Origin of the sequence: Streptomyces sp. LN549 (assembly GCF_043203805.1) — a bacterium.
Taxonomy (GTDB): Bacteria; Actinomycetota; Actinomycetes; order Streptomycetales; family Streptomycetaceae; genus Streptomyces.
This window is the reverse complement of the sequence record NZ_JAZHRI010000002.1, coordinates 129,186-144,870: the sequence shown is the minus strand read 5'-3', so window position 1 is coordinate 144,870 and position 15,685 is coordinate 129,186. Positions and strand designations below refer to the sequence as shown.

The window sequence follows — 15,685 nt, the reverse complement described above, 5'->3', positions numbered from 1 at the left end:
GGGAACCTGCGCGCAGGATGGCCATTGAGAACCCTTGGTGAGTGGGGTCGGTGTGTCGACGCGGATGGTCCGCGATGGCCAGTTCGGACCGGAGGCGCTCTGAGGGCTGGAGGGTGTAGAGACCGAGGCCATCAGCGGTTGTGCGGCATGCCGCACCGCCTGGGCCCGGTGCCGGTCCTATAACCCTTTGACTGGCGCGCCGCCCAGCCCCGACGATCAGGCGCGTGTCTGCCGCCCTGGCGCCTCTGCGCCACCGCCCGTTCCTTCACCTCTTCATCGGTACGACGGCCAACCTGCTCGGCAACGGGGTGGCGCCGATCGCCTTGGCGTTCGCCGTTCTCGATGCCACTGGCTCAGTCGGCTCGCTCGGGTTGGTGGTCGGCGCCCACTCCCTCACCAGCATCCTCTTCCTGCTGTACGGCGGGGTGCTGGCGGACCGGTTGCCGCGTGGCCCGCTACTGGTCGGCAGCAGCGTGGTGAGCGCCGCGAGCCAGGCGGTGACCGCCGCCCTGGTCCTCACCCACAACGCCGCCATCCCCCTGGTCATGGTGCTCGCCGCGGTCAACGGCGCGTCAAGTTCCTGCTACCAGCCGGCAGCCCAGGCTCTGCTGCCGCAGACCGTGCCGGCCGAGTCCCGCCGCGCCGCGCTCGCGCTCTCTCGGATCGCGGGCAGCAGCGCGATGACCGCGGGCGCCTCGCTGGGCGGCGTACTGGTCGCCGCGGTCGGCCCCGGGTGGGGCCTGGCCATCGACGCGCTCAGCTTCGCGCTCGCCGCCACGTCCTTCGCACTGGTCCGCGTCCAGGTCGCGCCGCCCGCGCCCAGCCCCGGCCTGGTGCATGAACTGCGCGTCGGCTGGCGAGAGTTCACTTCCCGCAGCTGGGTGTGGGTGATCGTGGTGGCGTTCTGCTTCCTGAACGCCGGCCTCACCGCCTCATTCACCGTCCTCGGCCCGGCTGTCGCCGACAGCACCGGGATCGGCCGCAGCGGCTGGGGCCTGGCCCTCGCCGCGGGCTCGCTCGGCGCGGTCGCCGGCGGCGTCCTGTCGCTGCGCTGGCGGCCCCGGCGCGCGATCCTGGTCGGCTGCGCCCTGATGGGCCTCACGGCGACGATCCCGCTGCTGCTCGCGCTCGCCCCGTACACCTGGCTGCTGGTCGTGGCCAACTTCGTGGCGGGTGTGGGGGTCGAACAAGCTGGCGTCGCCTGGTACTCGACCCTCAACGAGCAGATCCCCGAGGACCGCCTCGCCCGCGTCTACGCCTACGACGACCTCGGCGCCTACCTCGCGCTCCCGCTCGCCCAGCTCGCTGCCGGACCCGTCGTACTCCTCCTCGGGCTCCATGCCACCCTCTACGCGGCCGCCGCGCTCATCCTCCTCGCCACCCTCACCATGGTCGCCACCCCCTCCATCCGCGCGCTGGTCCCGAAGACCGCAGAGCCGCTGCCCGCCTCCGAAGATCCGGTGCCTCGCTGAGTTCGACTCTGACGCGTGTGAGGGCCGTGCCCACGTGAACGCGCTGTTTAGTCTGTGCGCGTCATCTGGTCAGCTTCGCGGTGCGCTCAGGGCGAGCGGCGGTGATCTAGCGCATGGCGGTTCCCTCGGTGATGCCGAAGAGCCTCATGAGCTTGAGCGGGTCGCCGGTGGCGAAGGCTTCATCGAGAATCCGGTCCTGGCGCAGCCTGTCGAGGGTCAGGCCCTTGGGCAAGATCAGTTGCATGGTGCTCCTGTCCTTTGACAGCGAAGACAGTCGGGCGCAGGATGCTGACCTGCGGCGACTAAGTTGCGTGTCCGACTGGACCTCGGTCAGTCGATGCCTTCGACGATGCGGAAGTCGCGCTCGACGCCGTCGGAGAGGGCGACCAACGCCTCCTGGTAGGCCGGGCTCTCGCGCGCCGCGACGGCCTGCTCGAAGCTGTCGAACTCGATCAGGACGGTGCGCTCGGCGATTCCGGCGTCATGCGCCACGACCCGACCGCCACGGGCGAAGGTGCGACCGCCCCCGGCCTTGACGGCCGGAGCGGCCAGTTTGTTGTAAGCAGCCAGCTTCTCAGGGTCTGAAATGGTGCGGTAGACGCTGACCCAGTAGCCCTTGGGCATGGAACCTCCAGTGTTGGGATGAGTGCATCTGACTTACGGGTTGGTCTCGGACGAGCGTCGGCGGGCGAGAGCGAGGCTTGTCAGCGTCGTGATCGCCATGGCGCCGATGCCGACCAGCGCCGCGGTGGTGTAGGCGCCATCACTCGGGAAGAGGTGGTCGGTGTCGGTGCCGGCGGCGAGGATCAGGCCGCCGATGGCGCTGCCCAGGGAGTATCCGACGCTGCGGACGACGTAGTTGAAGCTCATGGCGCTCGACGTCTCGCTCTTGGGGGTGACGGCCAGGATGACGCCGGGCATGGCTGCCGAGAAGCTGCCGACGCCGAAGCCCAGCACGCCCATGGCTATGAACAGTTCGGCCACGTTGGGCCGGGCCGCTGCAAAGAGGGCGAACCCGCCACCGACGACGGCGGCGCTGCCGGCCAAGAGCATGGGCGCGTCGATCCGCATCCCAACCCGAGGCGTGAGCTTGCCGGCGACGAACCCCAGCACGGAGAACGGAACGAGGACCAGCCCGGCGACGAAGATGGTCAGCCCGAAGCCGTAGCCTGCGTCGCGCGGTGTCTGCGCGTACCGGGTGATGAGCGTGAGCAGGAGGTACATGCCGATCCCGCCGACGAACATGACGATGTTCGCCCCGGCGACCGCCGGATGCCGTACTGCCCGGATATCGACCAGGGGCGTCGTGCTGCGCAGCTCGGAGGCGGTCCAGGCGCAGAGTAGGAGCACGGTGACGATGGCCAGACTCACCGCCAGGGCGAGGTGATGGCTCCATGGAGTCGTCTGGCCTGCGAGGAACAGGACGAGGAACAGTCCACCCGCCAGGACGAGTGCGCCCGCTAGGTCCGTGAGGGGAGCGGCCTTCGGGAGCTACGGGCATGGAGCGCCAGGCGGCCAGGAAGGCAACAGCGGTGACGAACAGGCCGAGGCCGTAGGTGGCGCGCACCCCGCCGAACTCGGTGAGCAGGCCGGCGAGGGGGTAGCCGACGCCGATCCCGATGATGGAGACCACCGAGATCAGGGCGATCGTGGCCGCGCTGCGTCCCTCGGGGAGGTGGTCCCGGGCCACGCCCATCATCAGCGCCGTCAGCCCGAGCCCGACGCCTTGGGCTGCCCTGGCGGCCAGTAGCCACGCGAACGGCAGTGGTAACACGGTGAGCGCGCTGCCGGCGACGACGACCGCCAGCGTGGCGAGGATCGTGGCTCGTCGGTGCGGGCCGGCTCCGATCCGGCCGAGGACGGGTGTGGCGACGGCGCCGCTGAGCAGCGCGATGGTCAGCGTCCACTGCGCGCTGTCGAGCGAGACGTGGAACGTGGTCGCCACGCTGGTGATGAGCGGTGCCCCGAGGCTGGCGACTGCCGCCACGACCGGAGCGATGAACATCAGGGCGGGGACCAGCAGCCGCGCCTCTGAGTGCTCCCGGGTACTGCTCACCGGTTGGTTCCGGTCGTGCTGGGGAGGAAGTCGGCGAAGCGAGGCGCGCCGGGCTCGTGCGGCATGCGCGTGGCGCGCGCGGCGAAGCTGACGGCGTGGTACCACCCGCACAGCAGAAGCAGATCGAGCAGCTGGAGCTCGTCGAAGACCGACACGAGTTGTGTCCACAGCGCGTCATCGATGTCGGAACGCTCGTGCAGCGCGTCGACGGCGAGGATGAGCAGCCGTTCCCGCTCGGACGTCCAGCACTCGTCAGCGGGGCCGCCGTGCACCAGGGATGCCGCCTGCTCGCGGGTGAGCCCGACCCGTTCGGCGAACGTCATCATGTGCACGCCCCACTCGTACTCGCAGCCGCACAGCGCGCACGTCCGGTCGATGGCGATCTCGCGTTCCCTCATGCTCAGGGTCAGCTGTCGGCCCAGCTCATAGCGCCCCCATCCGTGCATGGCGCCGGCCATCGGGAGGTTCCTGGCGAACATCCGGAACAGCCCGATCGGCGGCACGTCCCCGGGCATCATGCGCGCGAGCAGAGCGCCGGCCTGGTCGGCGTACGGCGGTTCCAGCAGGGCAATTCGCGACATCGGCGCTCCCGTTGAAGTTGTTTCGAAATTCGAAACACGGGACGGATGCTAGTGTTTCGAATAACGAAACACAAGGAGGGTCATGCCGACACCGCGCCCAGGAACACCGGTTCGTGGATCGACGACAGGCCGTCCGATCATGGCCGCGATGGACCTCTTCGGCCGTCGGTGGGCGCTGCGCATTCTCTGGGAGCTGCGTGCGGGTCCGCTCGGCGCCCGCACGCTGCTGGCACATTGCGAAGGACTGTCATCCAGCGTCCTCTACCAGCGGCTTCGCGAACTCACGGCAGGCGGGATCATCGCCCCCTCAGCCGACGGCTACGAGCTCACTCGCCTGGGGGTAGCCCTCAGTCACGCCCTACGACCGCTCAACGAATGGGCGATCACCTGGGCGCAGGCGCAAGAACAGAACGACCCTGCGGAGGTATGAAGGTGGAGCCGACGGTGGGCGGGGGCAGCGGACGCCAGTCCGGCACAAGGATCACGGCACTGCGATGAGCGGGCACCGTCTGCCCGTCACGATCGTCCGCGCGTGTCTGCGCGACGGCCAAGGCGGTAGTCCCACCGCGGTGCTGGACGAGGTGCAGTTGAGTGACGATGAGCGCCGTCGTGTGCCGGTCCTGACGGGAACGTCGCACGCCGTTTTCGTGTCGGTGCGCGACAGCCGACGGGGTGGCCCGGTCGTTTCCCTCCGCTTTTTCACCGCCGAGGGGGAATTACCCGCGTGCGGTCATGGGACGGTTGCCGCTCTGGCCTTCCTGGCCGAGCGCGCCGGGGGCCGGGAGTATCGAGCCACCATCCATGCGGCAGGGCGTGTCTTCCCTGGTTGGTCCGTACGGGAGGAGACGCATGTCAATGCCGCCTTCGACCCGGGTCCCGTAGACCTCCGCAGGCCCACAGCGATCGAGTGCGACCTTGTCCTGCCCGCACTCGGTGTCACCTCGGGGACACTCGCTCCTGGTATCCGCGTCGCCTCAGTGGGGCGGCCGCGGTTACTGGTTCCCCTTACTACGCGGTCCGCTCTCACCACCCTCAGCCCGGACTTCGAACGGCTCCGTGCCGCCTGCGACCGTCTCGGTTTCCTGGGCTGCTACGCATACTCGGTGCCGATGCCCACGGGCCGCGTCGCGGCCCGCATGTTCGCCCCGTCGATCGGCGTCGCGGAAGACATCGCCAACGCCAACAGCACCGCCTGCCTCGCTGCGCACCTGGCCGGCCAGGGCAGCAGCGACATCGCCGTCGACATGGGTGAATCCCTCGGCAGTCCCTCCACGATCACCGCCAGCGCACGGCACGACGCGTCGGGGCTGCTGGTCCACTTGGGCGGCGCCGCGGAAGTCACACGTAGCATCCGCATGCCATAACCGGTCCGTAGCTCATCAGCGGCCGGCACGTATCGCCCAGGCGCCATGGGTGGGTGGCGTCGTCCGGTCCGTGCAGGGCATCCGGCAGGCGGTAGCTGGCGAGACCGAGCCCGCACCCGCCCCGGCCCGACGTCCGCTCGCCCCCGGCGGCCTCACCTTCTCAGACCCGGACCGCCATATCTAAGCGCTACCACCACGGGTTGCGCCACATCGAGGACCAGCTCACCACCTAGCCCCACCGCCCGGTGTGCCAGCGCCTCCACCTGGACAGTGGTCGTAGCCGGCCCGGCTCCCGCCTCGGATACCGTGTTCCTCTACGGGGTGCCATAACGGATGTGACGCCCCCCACCGGAGGTAGTCAGCGTATGAGTTCGAAGCGCAGCAAGAATCCAGCCCTGCCCGTACTTGACGACGCATTCCGACTCGCGTCGGTCAAGGACGCCGAAGAGTCCACCCGTGACTTGGCCGCGCGGCTGGCCACCACCGAGCTGCGCCGCGTTTCCCACCCGGGCCGGGTAACCTGGGAGCCTACCGATCAGGCCGAGCCCGTACCGGTCCCGCCGACTGTGGTCGACGGTGACGGGGACCTGTGGCTGCGGGACCGGGGCACTGGCACCTGGACCATGCCCGAGTTCAACCCGAAGGAGTTCCCGGCCCGCTGTGGCGAGGTTCTGACGTGGAACCAGCTTGCCAGTGAGTTCGGCCCGCTTACCGGACTGGCCGACGACCGCCGCATCGGCGGCGGCCGGCGCTGACCGCGCAGCCTGCTGGGATGACCGTGCCCCTGAAGCGCCCGTTACGGGTAGCTGGGAGCTCCAGCTCGCTGCCGAGCGCGACGATGGCGGCGAGCAGGTGAGCGTGGTGGTCGGTCACGATGTCTCCATGTTGCAGCCGGATACGTCGTCGCTGTCCGTGGGGTCGGGGTGGAAGAGGCCGTCGAGGCGGGGGGCTGACCAGCGGTTCGCTCTCGCCACCGGGATTGGCCACTCCCGAGCCGATCCGGTCAGTCAGCGTGGCTGCACCACAGAACCTGAGCCAGAACCCGAGAACGGGTTCCGGCTCGCTTTCTGTGAATCGAGCACGCTCGGTGATGGCTGATCTTGGTGTGTCTGGCCTAGGTTCCCGCGTGCTGGGAACCACCAGCCGCCGAGAGGTGCGGTTGGCCTGGGATACTTCCGTCCTGTGACTTCCTCAGAGATTGCTCTGCAGATCCATGCTGCTTCCCACCTGAAGGGTGACTTTGTTCTCCGCTCTGGCCGTAGAGCCTCGGAGTACTTCGACAAGTACCGCTTCGAGAGCGACCCCGTTCTCCTCGATTCCATCGCCCAGGCGATGGCTACGCTCGTGCCGACGGACACGGAGGTGCTGGCCGGCCTTGAGATGGGTGGCATCCCGGTGGTCACCGCGCTCAGCCGGCACACCGGCCTTCCGTGCGCTTTTGTCCGCAAGCAGGCCAAGTCGTATGGAACGTGTCGTCTGGCTGAAGGCGCGGACATCGCCGGGCGGCGGGTGCTGGTCGTGGAAGACGTGGTCACCAGCGGTGGGCAGATCGTGCTCTCCACTGCCGACTTGCGTGATCTGGGCGCAGACGTTCGAGAAGCGCTCTGCGTCATCGACCGCCAGCAGGGTGGGGCCGAGGCGCTTGCGTCGGAGCGAATCCAACTGCTGTCACTGCTGACTGCGGATGATCTGAGATCTGCTGCCTGAGGCAGAAAAGATCCGTCTGGGCCCGTCAGGCAAGGAGGACTCGTTTCCGAAGGAGAGAGAAACCCGCTCGGCCGAACATCTGGCGCTTGAGCATCTTGATGCGGCTGACGTGTCCTTCGACGACGCCGGAGCCCCAGGGCAGTGTGAGGCCGGCGATGACGGCGTCGCGGTCGCGGCCGATGCCTGCGGCCAGGGAGTGCAGGCTGGGCAAGTCGTCTTGGCGGACGGCTTGGAGCCACTGTGGGAGCCGTTCGCCCTGGCGCTCGGTGAGCATCTGGGCGAAGGACCGGACGTGGCCGGTGAGGGCGTCGAGTTCAGGGCAGTCGTCCAGGACAGCTTTGAGCCGGAGTTGTTCGATCTCGGTGAGGGATTCCGGCCGGCTGAGGATCCACCTGGTCACTACGCGGGGTGCTGGCGGCTGCGCGTGACCGGGCGGGGTGAGGTGCGCTTCTTCCTGATGTAGGCGCTGACAATGCCGTAACTGCCCAGGTAACCGAGCGGGACGATCTCCTCCCAGAGCCTCCAGGCGTTGGTGCAGCCATCGTTCCAGCGGCCGTCCAGGTAGGGCTTGTACTCGTCCAAGGCGGAGGTCCGGTTGTGCTGCCACTGCCCCGGAAGGGTTCTTCGGGCTGGACGGCGTCGGCGAGTCTCTTGACGGTGCGATGGGTCATGTGGAGCCGGCGGCCGATCGAGCGGCGGCTGTGGCCAGCTTCCAGCAGTGCGTGGACGGTCGCGTGCCTGGCTCGGATGCGGTTGGCGAACCGGTGGCTCTGCCACGGCGAGACCGGTGTCTCTTCGGGAGGCGCGGGCTCGTCGTCCTCTTCCCCGGCCGGTTCGGGGACGAGGACGCGAAGACACTGGCGGTGGCGGGCGACGGCCCGCTCGGCCGCATCGCCGAGGTTGTTCCGAAGGTGCCAGCGGTCAGCAACCTGGGTTGCTTGGGGTGCTCCGGCCGTGGCGCCTATGGCGAAGAACGGAGCTCGGTCTCGGCAGACCACTTCCATCCCTGGCCGCTTCGCCAGCCGCTTCGCCAGGCTGGATGCCTCTCGGTCGGGCAGCAGGTCCACCGGTCGACGGGTCTCGACATCGACCAGGACCGTGCCGTAGACACGGCCCTTACGCGTCGCGTACTCACGAGACATGGCTCTGGCTCGGGTTCTGTGGTCAGTGCCGCACAGTCACGGACCACAGAACCCGAGCCAGAACCTGCTGAAAGTGAACGAAGCCATCGGGGCGATATCTTCACGGAAGACCCTGGCCGACCGGCCGCATTCTGGTGGAGAAGGGGTCGGCAGGCTCAGCGCCAGGGAATATTCCGCCACGGGCTGCCTTCGCTCTCCGTCAGCAGACGGTGCGCCGTGACATTGCTCCGGTAGTAGTCGCCGAAGTCCTCGCCGTCGAAGCGCAGCACACGGCTCAGCGCGTACCCCGCCGAGAAATCCTCCCAGGATCGGTAGGCCGATCTGCTCAGCGCACCGGCGTGGACGACGGCCTGCTCCGCCTCGTGCGGAACGCAGAATCGGGCGGACAGCCCCCACCTGGCCAGATTCACAGCGCGCCCATAGTCGTAGGCGACGGTCGTGGTCACCCGGCCGTCCGGCGGCAGCAGCCCGTCGGCGCGGAACCGGGCCTCGTACCTGACGATGCGCCGTACGAGTTCCTCGATGTCCCTGACCGTGTCGTGGCCCACCCCGATGTCCTGGGCGTGCCCGGCGGCCGTTTCGCGCCACAGGTCCGCAGACGGCTGCTCGCCCAGCCCGGCCCTGAGCTGTTCACGTACCCGGAGTACGAAATCAGGCTCGGCCGGACTGTTGCGGGCATCCAGCAGAGCGTCCAACTGCAGCCGCCAGCCGGTCGGTTCGGTGATGCCCCATGAGTCGCGGAGCTGCTCCCGCTCGCACGAGTAGTCGTGGTAGGCGGTGCCCACCTCGTTCCAGGGCACGCCGTTGCCGACCGCCAGATGCGCCCCGCACGCCAGCCCGTAGGCCAGTGGACCGTGCAGTGCCCCGTGGCGCAACGCGATCAGGCGGTCGTTCCTCGGGCGGTCGTTCTCCGCGTGGTAGCGCCGCCACATCGCGCGGTGCGGGGGCGTGGCAGGGAAGAGTATCTGGGCGGGAGTGCCCGTATTGACGGACAGCAGTTGATAAGGATCGCGCCAGTCGAACTCCGCCACCCACCTGAGGGAGACAGCGTGGAACACCCACTCCGGATGCCACGGCGGCAGCATCCCGCGGGTGAGCACCGGCCGGCAGCTCCGACCGGCCTCGTCCCGGTGCGAGCGCCATGTGACCATGTCGGGAGCGGCGTCCACCTCGGACTTCGGCGCGGCGATGTACAGCTCCTCGCCGGCCAACACACGCAGTTGAGCCTCCGAGTCACCGCGTACTCCCGCCTCGTACAGCAGATGTTCCGTCACCGACGGCGACATCCAGGGGACACCGTGGGCAGGATGGCCGGGGTAGGAGGGCAGTGGATTCATGACCATGCGATGTTCCGGTAGGGGCTGTTGGGGTCCTGCGTCAGGACGCTGTGCTGTGCAAGTGACTGCTCGTACTTCACCCCGGACTGATCGTCCGCGTCGAAGTGCATCACGCGGGCCAGCGAGTAGCCGAGCGAGAACTGCGCCCAGGAGCCGTATTCCTGCCCGGCCAGGGCGCCGATCCGCAGCACGGTCTGTTCGGCCTCGCGCGGATCGCAGAGGCGGGCGCCCAGCGCGAGCCGTACGACGTTGACGGCCCGCCCGTAGTCGAAGGCGGCCAGCGTGTCGACCCGTTCGTCAGCTCCGAGAGCGCCATCCGCGCGGAGCCTGCCCTCGTACGTGACGGCCAGCCGCAGTGCCTCATGGGCCTCGGCTGCCTCGGACGGTGTGGACCGGCGGCGCGCCAGCGCATCGGCGAGCGCGGCGGACCACTCCGGGATCGTGGGGGTCCGGCCCAGGCGCCCGGCGAGGGTGCGACGGATCCGAAGCACCGACTCGTAGGTACGGCCGACGAGCCGAGTGGTCAGCAGTGCTTCGAGAGTCTCCCGGTAGGCCGCGCGGTCCAGCACTCCCCAGGGGTTGCGAAGCCGGGCACGATCCGTTGAGTACCCCTCGTAGGCGGCGCCCAGGTCGTTCCAGACGAGGCCGTTGTGCACGGCGAGATGGGCTCCGAGTGCCAGTCCGTGCGCGAGCGGTCCGTGCAGCGGACCAGCCCGATGGGTCAGCAGCAGGCCGGTCTGCGGCCCCCCGGACCGTGCGTGGGCCCTCTGCCACGCCCGGCGACGTCCCGGGCCGGCCTCGAGAGTGACGGCATATGGCGTGCCTGGATTGATTGCCAGCCACCGCGCTCCGTCCGGCCAGCGTCGCGCGAGCTCGTCGAGGCCGGTCGCCTCGAACACCCAGTCCGGGTGCCAGGGCGGCAATGTGCCGGAGGTCAGCGCGGTGACACACATCCGGCCCGGCGTCACGGGATCCGGCTGTGCGGTGAGCGGGGGAATGAAGCCGGGAGTGTCCGCGTGCAGCCGGGCGACGAGCACGAAGAGCCTGCTCCTGGCCAGGGTGTCCAGCATCGTGTCCCGGTTGCCGGCCGCCGCCGTCTCGTGGTGCAGCCGTTCGGTCTCGGTCGGCGGCCCCCACCCGGACCCCGGCGCCCCTGTCCCCGGCACACCTGCCCCCGTCGTCCCTGTTCCCGTCGTCACGGTCGGATCCTACGGAACGCCTCCGGCGGCCGGTGCGGTGACCTGGGAGATGCCCCCTACGAACCGCCCTCGGGCCGGTGGAACAGGGGGAGCGGTCGGCGGTCGGCCGCAGACCGCTCCGGTTCCTCGTGCGCAGCGGGTCCGTGTTGGGCAGAGTGTGGAGGAGGTCATGCCATCAGCGTGGCGGCGTCTGCGGTGAAGACGACCCGCCCGACGGTGATCCGGCGGTCCCGGTAGGAGCCAGGGCGCATCAGCCGGACCAGCGAGGTGAGCAGCGCTTCTTGGGACGCCTAACACAATAAGCTACTGGGAATGACTGCCTGTCAGCTTGTGTCTTCCTCGCATTGGTATCGGCGAGCTGTGGGGGTGTGCGACGGCTTCTGGGGCGATGAAGCACAAGCCGTGGGAGGTCGAGGACGGGCGGTGGGAGCGGATTGAACCGCTGCTGCCGGTAGTGAAGCGGCGCTACCGCTATCCCGGACGTAAACGGCTTGAGCGGCGCAGAGCCATGTGCGGGATCCTGTTCGAGCTGTACACGGGGATCCGGCGGGAGTTCCTGCCGCAGGAGCTGGCCTTCGACTCCGGGATGACCTGCCGGCGGCGACTGCGCGACTGGAAGGAGGCCGGCGTGTGGCAGCAGTTGCGCGAACTCCTGCTCGCCGAACTCCGAGCCGGCGACGCCTTGGACCACATTGTCGACGTCCACGGCATACCCCTGGCCGTCACCGTGACCGGTGGCAACCGCAACGACGTCACCCAGCTCCTGCCCCAGATCCACGCCGTACCGCCCATCCGCGGCCAGCGAGGACGACTCCGTCAGCGCCCCGACGTCCGCTGCGCCGACCGCGGTTAAGACCACAACGTCTACCGCCGCCAGGTCCGTGAGCTGGTCATCCGCCCGCTCATCGCCCAGCGCGGCACCGAGCACGGAAGCGGCCTGGGCAAGAACCGCTGGGCCGTCGAAGCGGCCTTCGTACTTCTGCGCCGCCGACTGCGTATCCGCTGGGAATCCGCGCCGACATCCACCAGGCCTTCCTCACCCTCGGCTGCGCAATCATCTGCTGGCGGCGCCTCGAAAGCAGTGCTGATCTGATCCCTCAGCCCGTACCGCCTACCAGTGCCTCGCCGAGCGGGGTGCGCCGGTAGAGCACCGACCGTCCGGACCGGGCGCGGACGAGCAGTCCCGCGCCTCGCAGGATGGCGAGGTGGTCTCCTACCGCGCCGGGTGTCATGGCGAGGCTTCGGGCGAGGTGGCTGGTACTGGCCGGGGCGTCCAGCGCCACCAGCAGCCGGGCTCGGGACCGGCCGACCAGAGCGGTCAGGGCGTCCGGTCGGTGGACGCTCTCCTGTTCGCCCCACAGGGCGGCGGTGCCGCGGGCACGATAGATCAAGGTCCTGGGCCAGGGGTCTTCCAGGTGGGCGGCGATATTCGCGACGAAGACAGAAGGGATCAGCAGGAGCCCGTCGCCGGCGAGGCGGACTGTTCCGACTTGGGGGAAGTGGCCGATCTCGATACCGCCGGCTTGCCAGGCGATGCTCGGGTGCAGGCTCTCGATGGTCGTGACCCATCCGTGTTCGCCGATCACACCCACCCGGTGCACGACATCGCGCTCACAGATCGCGCGCAGTTGCGGCCAGTCCGTGGCGAGCAGCTCGTGCCACGCCTGGTCCATCGCCTCGGCGATTCTGGAGACGGCGTCCGTCGAGTCCAGCACTGCGCGTACGCGGGGATCACGGGCGGACGGGCCGGTCGCGGTGGTGGCGAATTCGTGGCGGGCCGCTTCCAGCGGTGTGGCCCGGATCATGGCCAGGTCGTCTGCCCAGGTCTGGTTGAGGCCGCGCGGGGGCGGGGCGACGAAGTTCGGTCCGGATTGCGGGGTGTGCAGGGCGAGGGCGGCGTTCAGTTCGGTCTCGCGGCGAAGCCGTTCGAAGGCCGGCAGGAGCCGGGTGGCCCAGGCTCGCGGCAGTGGCCGGTCTTGGCCGGCGAGCGAGCGCAGCAGGAAGCAGAGGTCCATCGCGGGGGAGAGTGCGAAGCGGCTGCGCAGCAGGGCTTCGACGGAGACTTCCAAGCGGAGCACCCTGCGACGTTACCGCAGGACGTCCGTTCCGATTCGTCGAGCGACGAATCATTGTTGGGTGGGGCGCGCGCACGGCGAGGCTGGGCGTCATGACCCCAACCGCCGAACCCGCGCAGGGCAACCACCGTGCCACCTACCGGGAGGTGCTGGCCGAGCCACGATTCCGGCTGCTCTTCTCAACCCGCACCGTCGCGATCACTGCGGACGCGCTGCGGATCACCACGTTCTCGGTGCTGGTCTTCTCGGCCACCGGCTCCCCGCTGCTGAGCGCACTGGCCTTCGGCATCGGCTTCATCCCGCAGCTGTTCGGCTCGCTGCTGCTGGGCTCACTGGCCGACCGACTGCCGCCCCGCGCGCTCATCACCGGCGGCTACGCCTTGACGTGCGCCGCCGCCCTGCTGCTCGCCCTGGTGCGGATGCCGATCGCGGCAAGCCTCGGTGTCGTGGCGCTGGTCTCCCTCGCCACACCGGTGTTCCACGGCGCGTCGAGTCGGCTGGTCGCGCAGTCGCTGGAGGGCGACGCCTATGTACTGGGCCGGTCACTGAACAACATCGCTGCCTCCGGCGCGCAATTGTTCGGTCTGGCGTTGGGAGGTGCGGCCGTCGCGGCACTCGGCCCGCACCGGGCGCTCGCGGTCAGCGCCGTCCTCTACCTCGGCTGCGCGCTCGCTGTCCGCATCCGGCTACCCCGGCTGCAGCCGGGAGAGTTCGGCGGCACTCCTGGCAGCGCTCGGGGCGATGACGGGGCCGTCCGGGCAAGCCTGCACGGTGCCGGCCTGCTGCTGCGCGGACACACGGTGCGACGACTGATGCTGGCCCAGTGGCTACCGCCCGCGTTCGTAGCGGGCGCGGAAGGCCTGATCGTCGCCTACGCGGGAGAACGCCACTTCGCGCCCGGCTGGTACGCGGCGCTGATGGGCTGTCTGCCGGTCGGCATGCTTGTCGGTGACCTGCTGGTGGGTCGCCTCCTACGGCCACCCACCCGGGAGCGACTGGTAGTCCCGCTGATCATGCTGATGGGGCTGCCGCTGGTCGGCTTCGCCGCCGGACCCGGAGTGGGCGTCTCGTCCTGCCTGCTGCTGGTCAGCGGCCTCGGATTCGCCTACGGTCTCGGCCTGCAACGGCCGTTCCTGGGCGCCCTGCCGCAGGATGGCCAGGGCCAGGCCTTCGGTCTGCTCGGCTCCGGCAGCATGACGCTGCAGGGCCTCGGGCCGGCCTGCTTCGGCTCGGTGGCCGCAGGCATCGGAACAGGCGGCGCAATCGCCCTGGCCGGCGGCGCGGCGGCGCTTACCGCCGGCTGGATGCTCACCTGGCACCCGCCCACCTCCCCGGTCCCCGTCCCGAACTGCTCAACGGGGTCAGAGAACGGCACCGAACAGTATGTGTGTGGCTCTCCTGCGCAGTAACCGTCGCAGGTCGGGTCGGCCGCGAGCCGTCACGCACCCCACCCCACCCCACGCCTCTCTGACAGACAGTCATTCCCGGTAGCTCATCACGGTTCCTACCTGCGGTTTCCTGCGGATGTTCCGAGTGCGGGACGAAGTGTCCTACTCCAGCTGCGGGTTCGCCGGTTCACCTGCCGGAACGCCGCATGCGGACGTCGCACGTTCGTCGAGCAGATACGTGGCCTGACCCGAAGGAACGGCCGGCGGACCGAGCGGCTGCGCTCGACCGTGGCCGCGATCGGTCTCGCCCTCGCGGGCCGGGCCGACTCGCGCCAGGCCGGCATTGTCGGCACACTTCTTCCTCCGCCATGAGCCGTCCCGGATGACAGCCCGTGGCTTGCCCATCCGCTGTCGGCAGCGCGGGAGCGCCTGGTGCCATGAAGTCCAAGCCGCCGTCGTCACCCGGCTCCGCTCGGCGCGGCGGGTAAGAGGCGGGGCGCGTGACCGGCGCACGGGGGCTCGGCGAGATCTGTTCATGTCAGAGAGTCTGCGGGCGCACGCCGGCGGCTATCCGGATTTGCTCGGGTCGTATTCAGTGATACTTGCACAATAGGGGCATGGGGTGGCCGAATGTTTCCGTTGAGGGTGGGTTGGCATATGTCTCGGGCGACCCGCTTCCCAGTTGTTCCATTGGGTACTTGTAAGCAGTCGGCTGGATTTGCATCTTTGGCCGTTGAGGGTCATCTATTGTGATTGAGGTGGACGGGGGAAGCCGGGAGAAACCTGGCGGGCCCGTTGGTGTGACGCCGATATCTCAAGGCGTAACGTATTTCCGCCATGCGTGGCCGAGAGTGCACCGCAAGGGGTGGGTGGCTCGGTGGTGTGGGTGCAGAGAATTGATCTCCGCAAGCATGCTGCTGATGAACATGTCGTGGAAAGTGTGAGAACAAGTCAGGGGGCAGTCGTGATCAATCCTTTTGATGACGAGTCGGGGCGGTTCGTGACGCTGGTGAATGGTGAGGGTCAGTACTCGCTGTGGCCGGCGCACATCGATATCCCGGGTGGTTGGAGTGTGGGCGGGCCGGAGGGGTCGCGCCAGGAGTGCCTGGCTGCGATCGAGGCCGCATGGACTGACATGCGGCCCACCAGTCTGGTGCGGGCGATGGAGTCCGGCGCCGGATAGGGGCCTCCGGGTCGTCGAGGTGTCGCTTGCCTCGGGGCCGTGTCTGCAGAGTCTCGCCTGGTCTGCGGGCGGGCGACGACACTTCGCGGACGCTCCCTAGTGGGCCGGGCGGGTTCCGGCGCTCCTCCCTGATCGAGTTTGCTCGAATTCGAGCGAAACGGATCAGGGGGGAGCGGTAATC

The 15,685-nt window shown here is 69.0% G+C and carries 16 protein-coding genes and 3 pseudogenes; 8 read left to right on the top strand and 11 right to left on the bottom strand.

Features of this window, described 5'->3' with window-relative positions:
• The first annotated feature begins 224 nt into the window (after window positions 1-224).
• A complete protein-coding gene (locus SH922_RS00690; RefSeq protein ID WP_393053265.1) occupies window positions 225-1,472 on the top strand; it encodes an MFS transporter in 1,248 nt (415 codons plus the stop codon).
• 106 nt (window positions 1,473-1,578) lie between these two features.
• Here SH922_RS00690 and SH922_RS00685 read toward each other — a convergent pair whose 3' ends face one another.
• From SH922_RS00685 to SH922_RS00665, 5 genes and pseudogenes are all read right to left on the bottom strand, one after another.
• A complete protein-coding gene (locus SH922_RS00685; protein ID WP_393053262.1) occupies window positions 1,579-1,716 on the bottom strand; it encodes a hypothetical protein in 138 nt (45 codons plus the stop codon).
• Window positions 1,717-1,802: 86 nt separating this feature from the next.
• Window positions 1,803-2,096 (bottom strand): DUF1330 domain-containing protein, encoded by a 294-nt coding sequence (locus SH922_RS00680; RefSeq protein ID WP_393053259.1) that lies wholly within the window; start codon window positions 2,094-2,096, stop codon window positions 1,803-1,805.
• Window positions 2,097-2,129: 33 nt separating this feature from the next.
• Entirely contained in the window at window positions 2,130-2,843 is a 714-nt protein-coding gene (locus tag SH922_RS00675; protein ID WP_393053256.1) for a hypothetical protein, read from the bottom strand.
• A 142-nt stretch (window positions 2,844-2,985) separates the two neighbouring features.
• Window positions 2,986-3,477: pseudogene (locus SH922_RS00670) on the bottom strand (MFS transporter); the annotation flags it as partial.
• Between the two features lie 47 nt (window positions 3,478-3,524).
• Window positions 3,525-4,109, bottom strand: coding sequence for a carboxymuconolactone decarboxylase family protein (locus SH922_RS00665; protein WP_393053253.1), 585 nt, complete (start codon window positions 4,107-4,109; stop codon window positions 3,525-3,527).
• A gap of 139 nt (window positions 4,110-4,248) precedes the next feature.
• Here SH922_RS00665 and SH922_RS00660 point away from each other — a divergent pair, with 139 nt between their 5' ends.
• The 4 genes from SH922_RS00660 (at window position 4,249) to pyrE (ending at window position 7,180) form a co-directional block, all read left to right on the top strand.
• A complete protein-coding gene (locus SH922_RS00660; protein ID WP_393063426.1) occupies window positions 4,249-4,539 on the top strand; it encodes a winged helix-turn-helix transcriptional regulator in 291 nt (96 codons plus the stop codon).
• Between the two features lie 64 nt (window positions 4,540-4,603).
• A complete protein-coding gene (locus tag SH922_RS00655; protein ID WP_393053250.1) occupies window positions 4,604-5,473 on the top strand; it encodes a PhzF family phenazine biosynthesis protein in 870 nt (289 codons plus the stop codon).
• Between the two features lie 365 nt (window positions 5,474-5,838).
• Window positions 5,839-6,228 (top strand): hypothetical protein, encoded by a 390-nt coding sequence (locus tag SH922_RS00650; protein ID WP_393053247.1) that lies wholly within the window; start codon window positions 5,839-5,841, stop codon window positions 6,226-6,228.
• A 427-nt stretch (window positions 6,229-6,655) separates the two neighbouring features.
• The gene (gene pyrE, locus SH922_RS00645; protein ID WP_393053244.1) at window positions 6,656-7,180 is read left to right on the top strand and encodes an orotate phosphoribosyltransferase; all 525 of its coding nucleotides are present in this window, start codon (window positions 6,656-6,658) and stop codon (window positions 7,178-7,180) included.
• Window positions 7,181-7,205: 25 nt separating this feature from the next.
• Here pyrE and SH922_RS00640 read toward each other — a convergent pair whose 3' ends face one another.
• From SH922_RS00640 to SH922_RS00620, 5 genes and pseudogenes are all read right to left on the bottom strand, one after another.
• Window positions 7,206-7,580 (bottom strand): transposase, encoded by a 375-nt coding sequence (locus tag SH922_RS00640; protein WP_393053241.1) that lies wholly within the window; start codon window positions 7,578-7,580, stop codon window positions 7,206-7,208.
• Window positions 7,580-7,762, bottom strand: coding sequence for a hypothetical protein (locus SH922_RS00635; protein WP_393063830.1), 183 nt, complete (start codon window positions 7,760-7,762; stop codon window positions 7,580-7,582). The genes SH922_RS00640 and SH922_RS00635 overlap by 1 nt, the downstream gene beginning before the upstream one ends.
• Before the next feature lie 335 nt (window positions 7,763-8,097).
• A pseudogene (locus SH922_RS00630) lies at window positions 8,098-8,322 on the bottom strand (transposase); the annotation flags it as partial.
• Between the two features lie 155 nt (window positions 8,323-8,477).
• A complete protein-coding gene (locus SH922_RS00625) occupies window positions 8,478-9,665 on the bottom strand; it encodes a DUF1266 domain-containing protein (protein WP_393053238.1) in 1,188 nt (395 codons plus the stop codon).
• The gene (locus SH922_RS00620) at window positions 9,656-10,858 is read right to left on the bottom strand and encodes a DUF1266 domain-containing protein (protein ID WP_393053235.1); all 1,203 of its coding nucleotides are present in this window, start codon (window positions 10,856-10,858) and stop codon (window positions 9,656-9,658) included. Before SH922_RS00620 ends, SH922_RS00625 begins: the two co-directional genes overlap by 10 nt.
• A gap of 388 nt (window positions 10,859-11,246) precedes the next feature.
• Here SH922_RS00620 and SH922_RS00615 point away from each other — a divergent pair.
• Window positions 11,247-12,004 (top strand): annotated as a pseudogene (locus tag SH922_RS00615) (transposase).
• On the opposite strand, the gene SH922_RS00610 reads toward SH922_RS00615, so the two are convergent.
• Window positions 11,956-12,936: an ArsR/SmtB family transcription factor gene (locus SH922_RS00610; RefSeq protein ID WP_393053232.1), complete on the bottom strand. Its 981-nt coding sequence runs from the start codon at window positions 12,934-12,936 to the stop codon at window positions 11,956-11,958. The pseudogene SH922_RS00615 and the gene SH922_RS00610 overlap by 49 nt on opposite strands.
• An 89-nt stretch (window positions 12,937-13,025) precedes the next feature.
• Here SH922_RS00610 and SH922_RS00605 point away from each other — a divergent pair, with 89 nt between their 5' ends.
• Both SH922_RS00605 and SH922_RS00600 read left to right on the top strand, forming a co-directional pair.
• Complete coding sequence (locus SH922_RS00605) at window positions 13,026-14,342, top strand: MFS transporter (protein WP_393053229.1); 1,317 nt, start codon at window positions 13,026-13,028, stop codon at window positions 14,340-14,342.
• A 943-nt stretch (window positions 14,343-15,285) separates the two neighbouring features.
• Complete coding sequence (locus SH922_RS00600) at window positions 15,286-15,504, top strand: MbtH family protein (RefSeq protein ID WP_393063425.1); 219 nt, start codon at window positions 15,286-15,288, stop codon at window positions 15,502-15,504.
• The last annotated feature ends 181 nt before the right edge of the window (window positions 15,505-15,685 follow it).

Coding starts and splice junctions, on each gene's coding strand:
- SH922_RS00685 (WP_393053262.1), bottom strand. CDS start 1,716: ATGCAACTGATCTTGCCCAAGGGCCTGACCCTCGACAGGCTGCGCCAG.
- SH922_RS00680 (WP_393053259.1), bottom strand. CDS start 2,096: ATGCCCAAGGGCTACTGGGTCAGCGTCTACCGCACCATTTCAGACCCT.
- SH922_RS00665 (WP_393053253.1), bottom strand. CDS start 4,109: ATGTCGCGAATTGCCCTGCTGGAACCGCCGTACGCCGACCAGGCCGGC.
- SH922_RS00660 (WP_393063426.1), top strand. CDS start 4,249: ATGGCCGCGATGGACCTCTTCGGCCGTCGGTGGGCGCTGCGCATTCTC.
- SH922_RS00655 (WP_393053250.1), top strand. CDS start 4,604: ATGAGCGGGCACCGTCTGCCCGTCACGATCGTCCGCGCGTGTCTGCGC.
- SH922_RS00650 (WP_393053247.1), top strand. CDS start 5,839: ATGAGTTCGAAGCGCAGCAAGAATCCAGCCCTGCCCGTACTTGACGAC.
- SH922_RS00625 (WP_393053238.1), bottom strand. CDS start 9,665: ATGGTCATGAATCCACTGCCCTCCTACCCCGGCCATCCTGCCCACGGT.
- SH922_RS00605 (WP_393053229.1), top strand. CDS start 13,026: ATGACCCCAACCGCCGAACCCGCGCAGGGCAACCACCGTGCCACCTAC.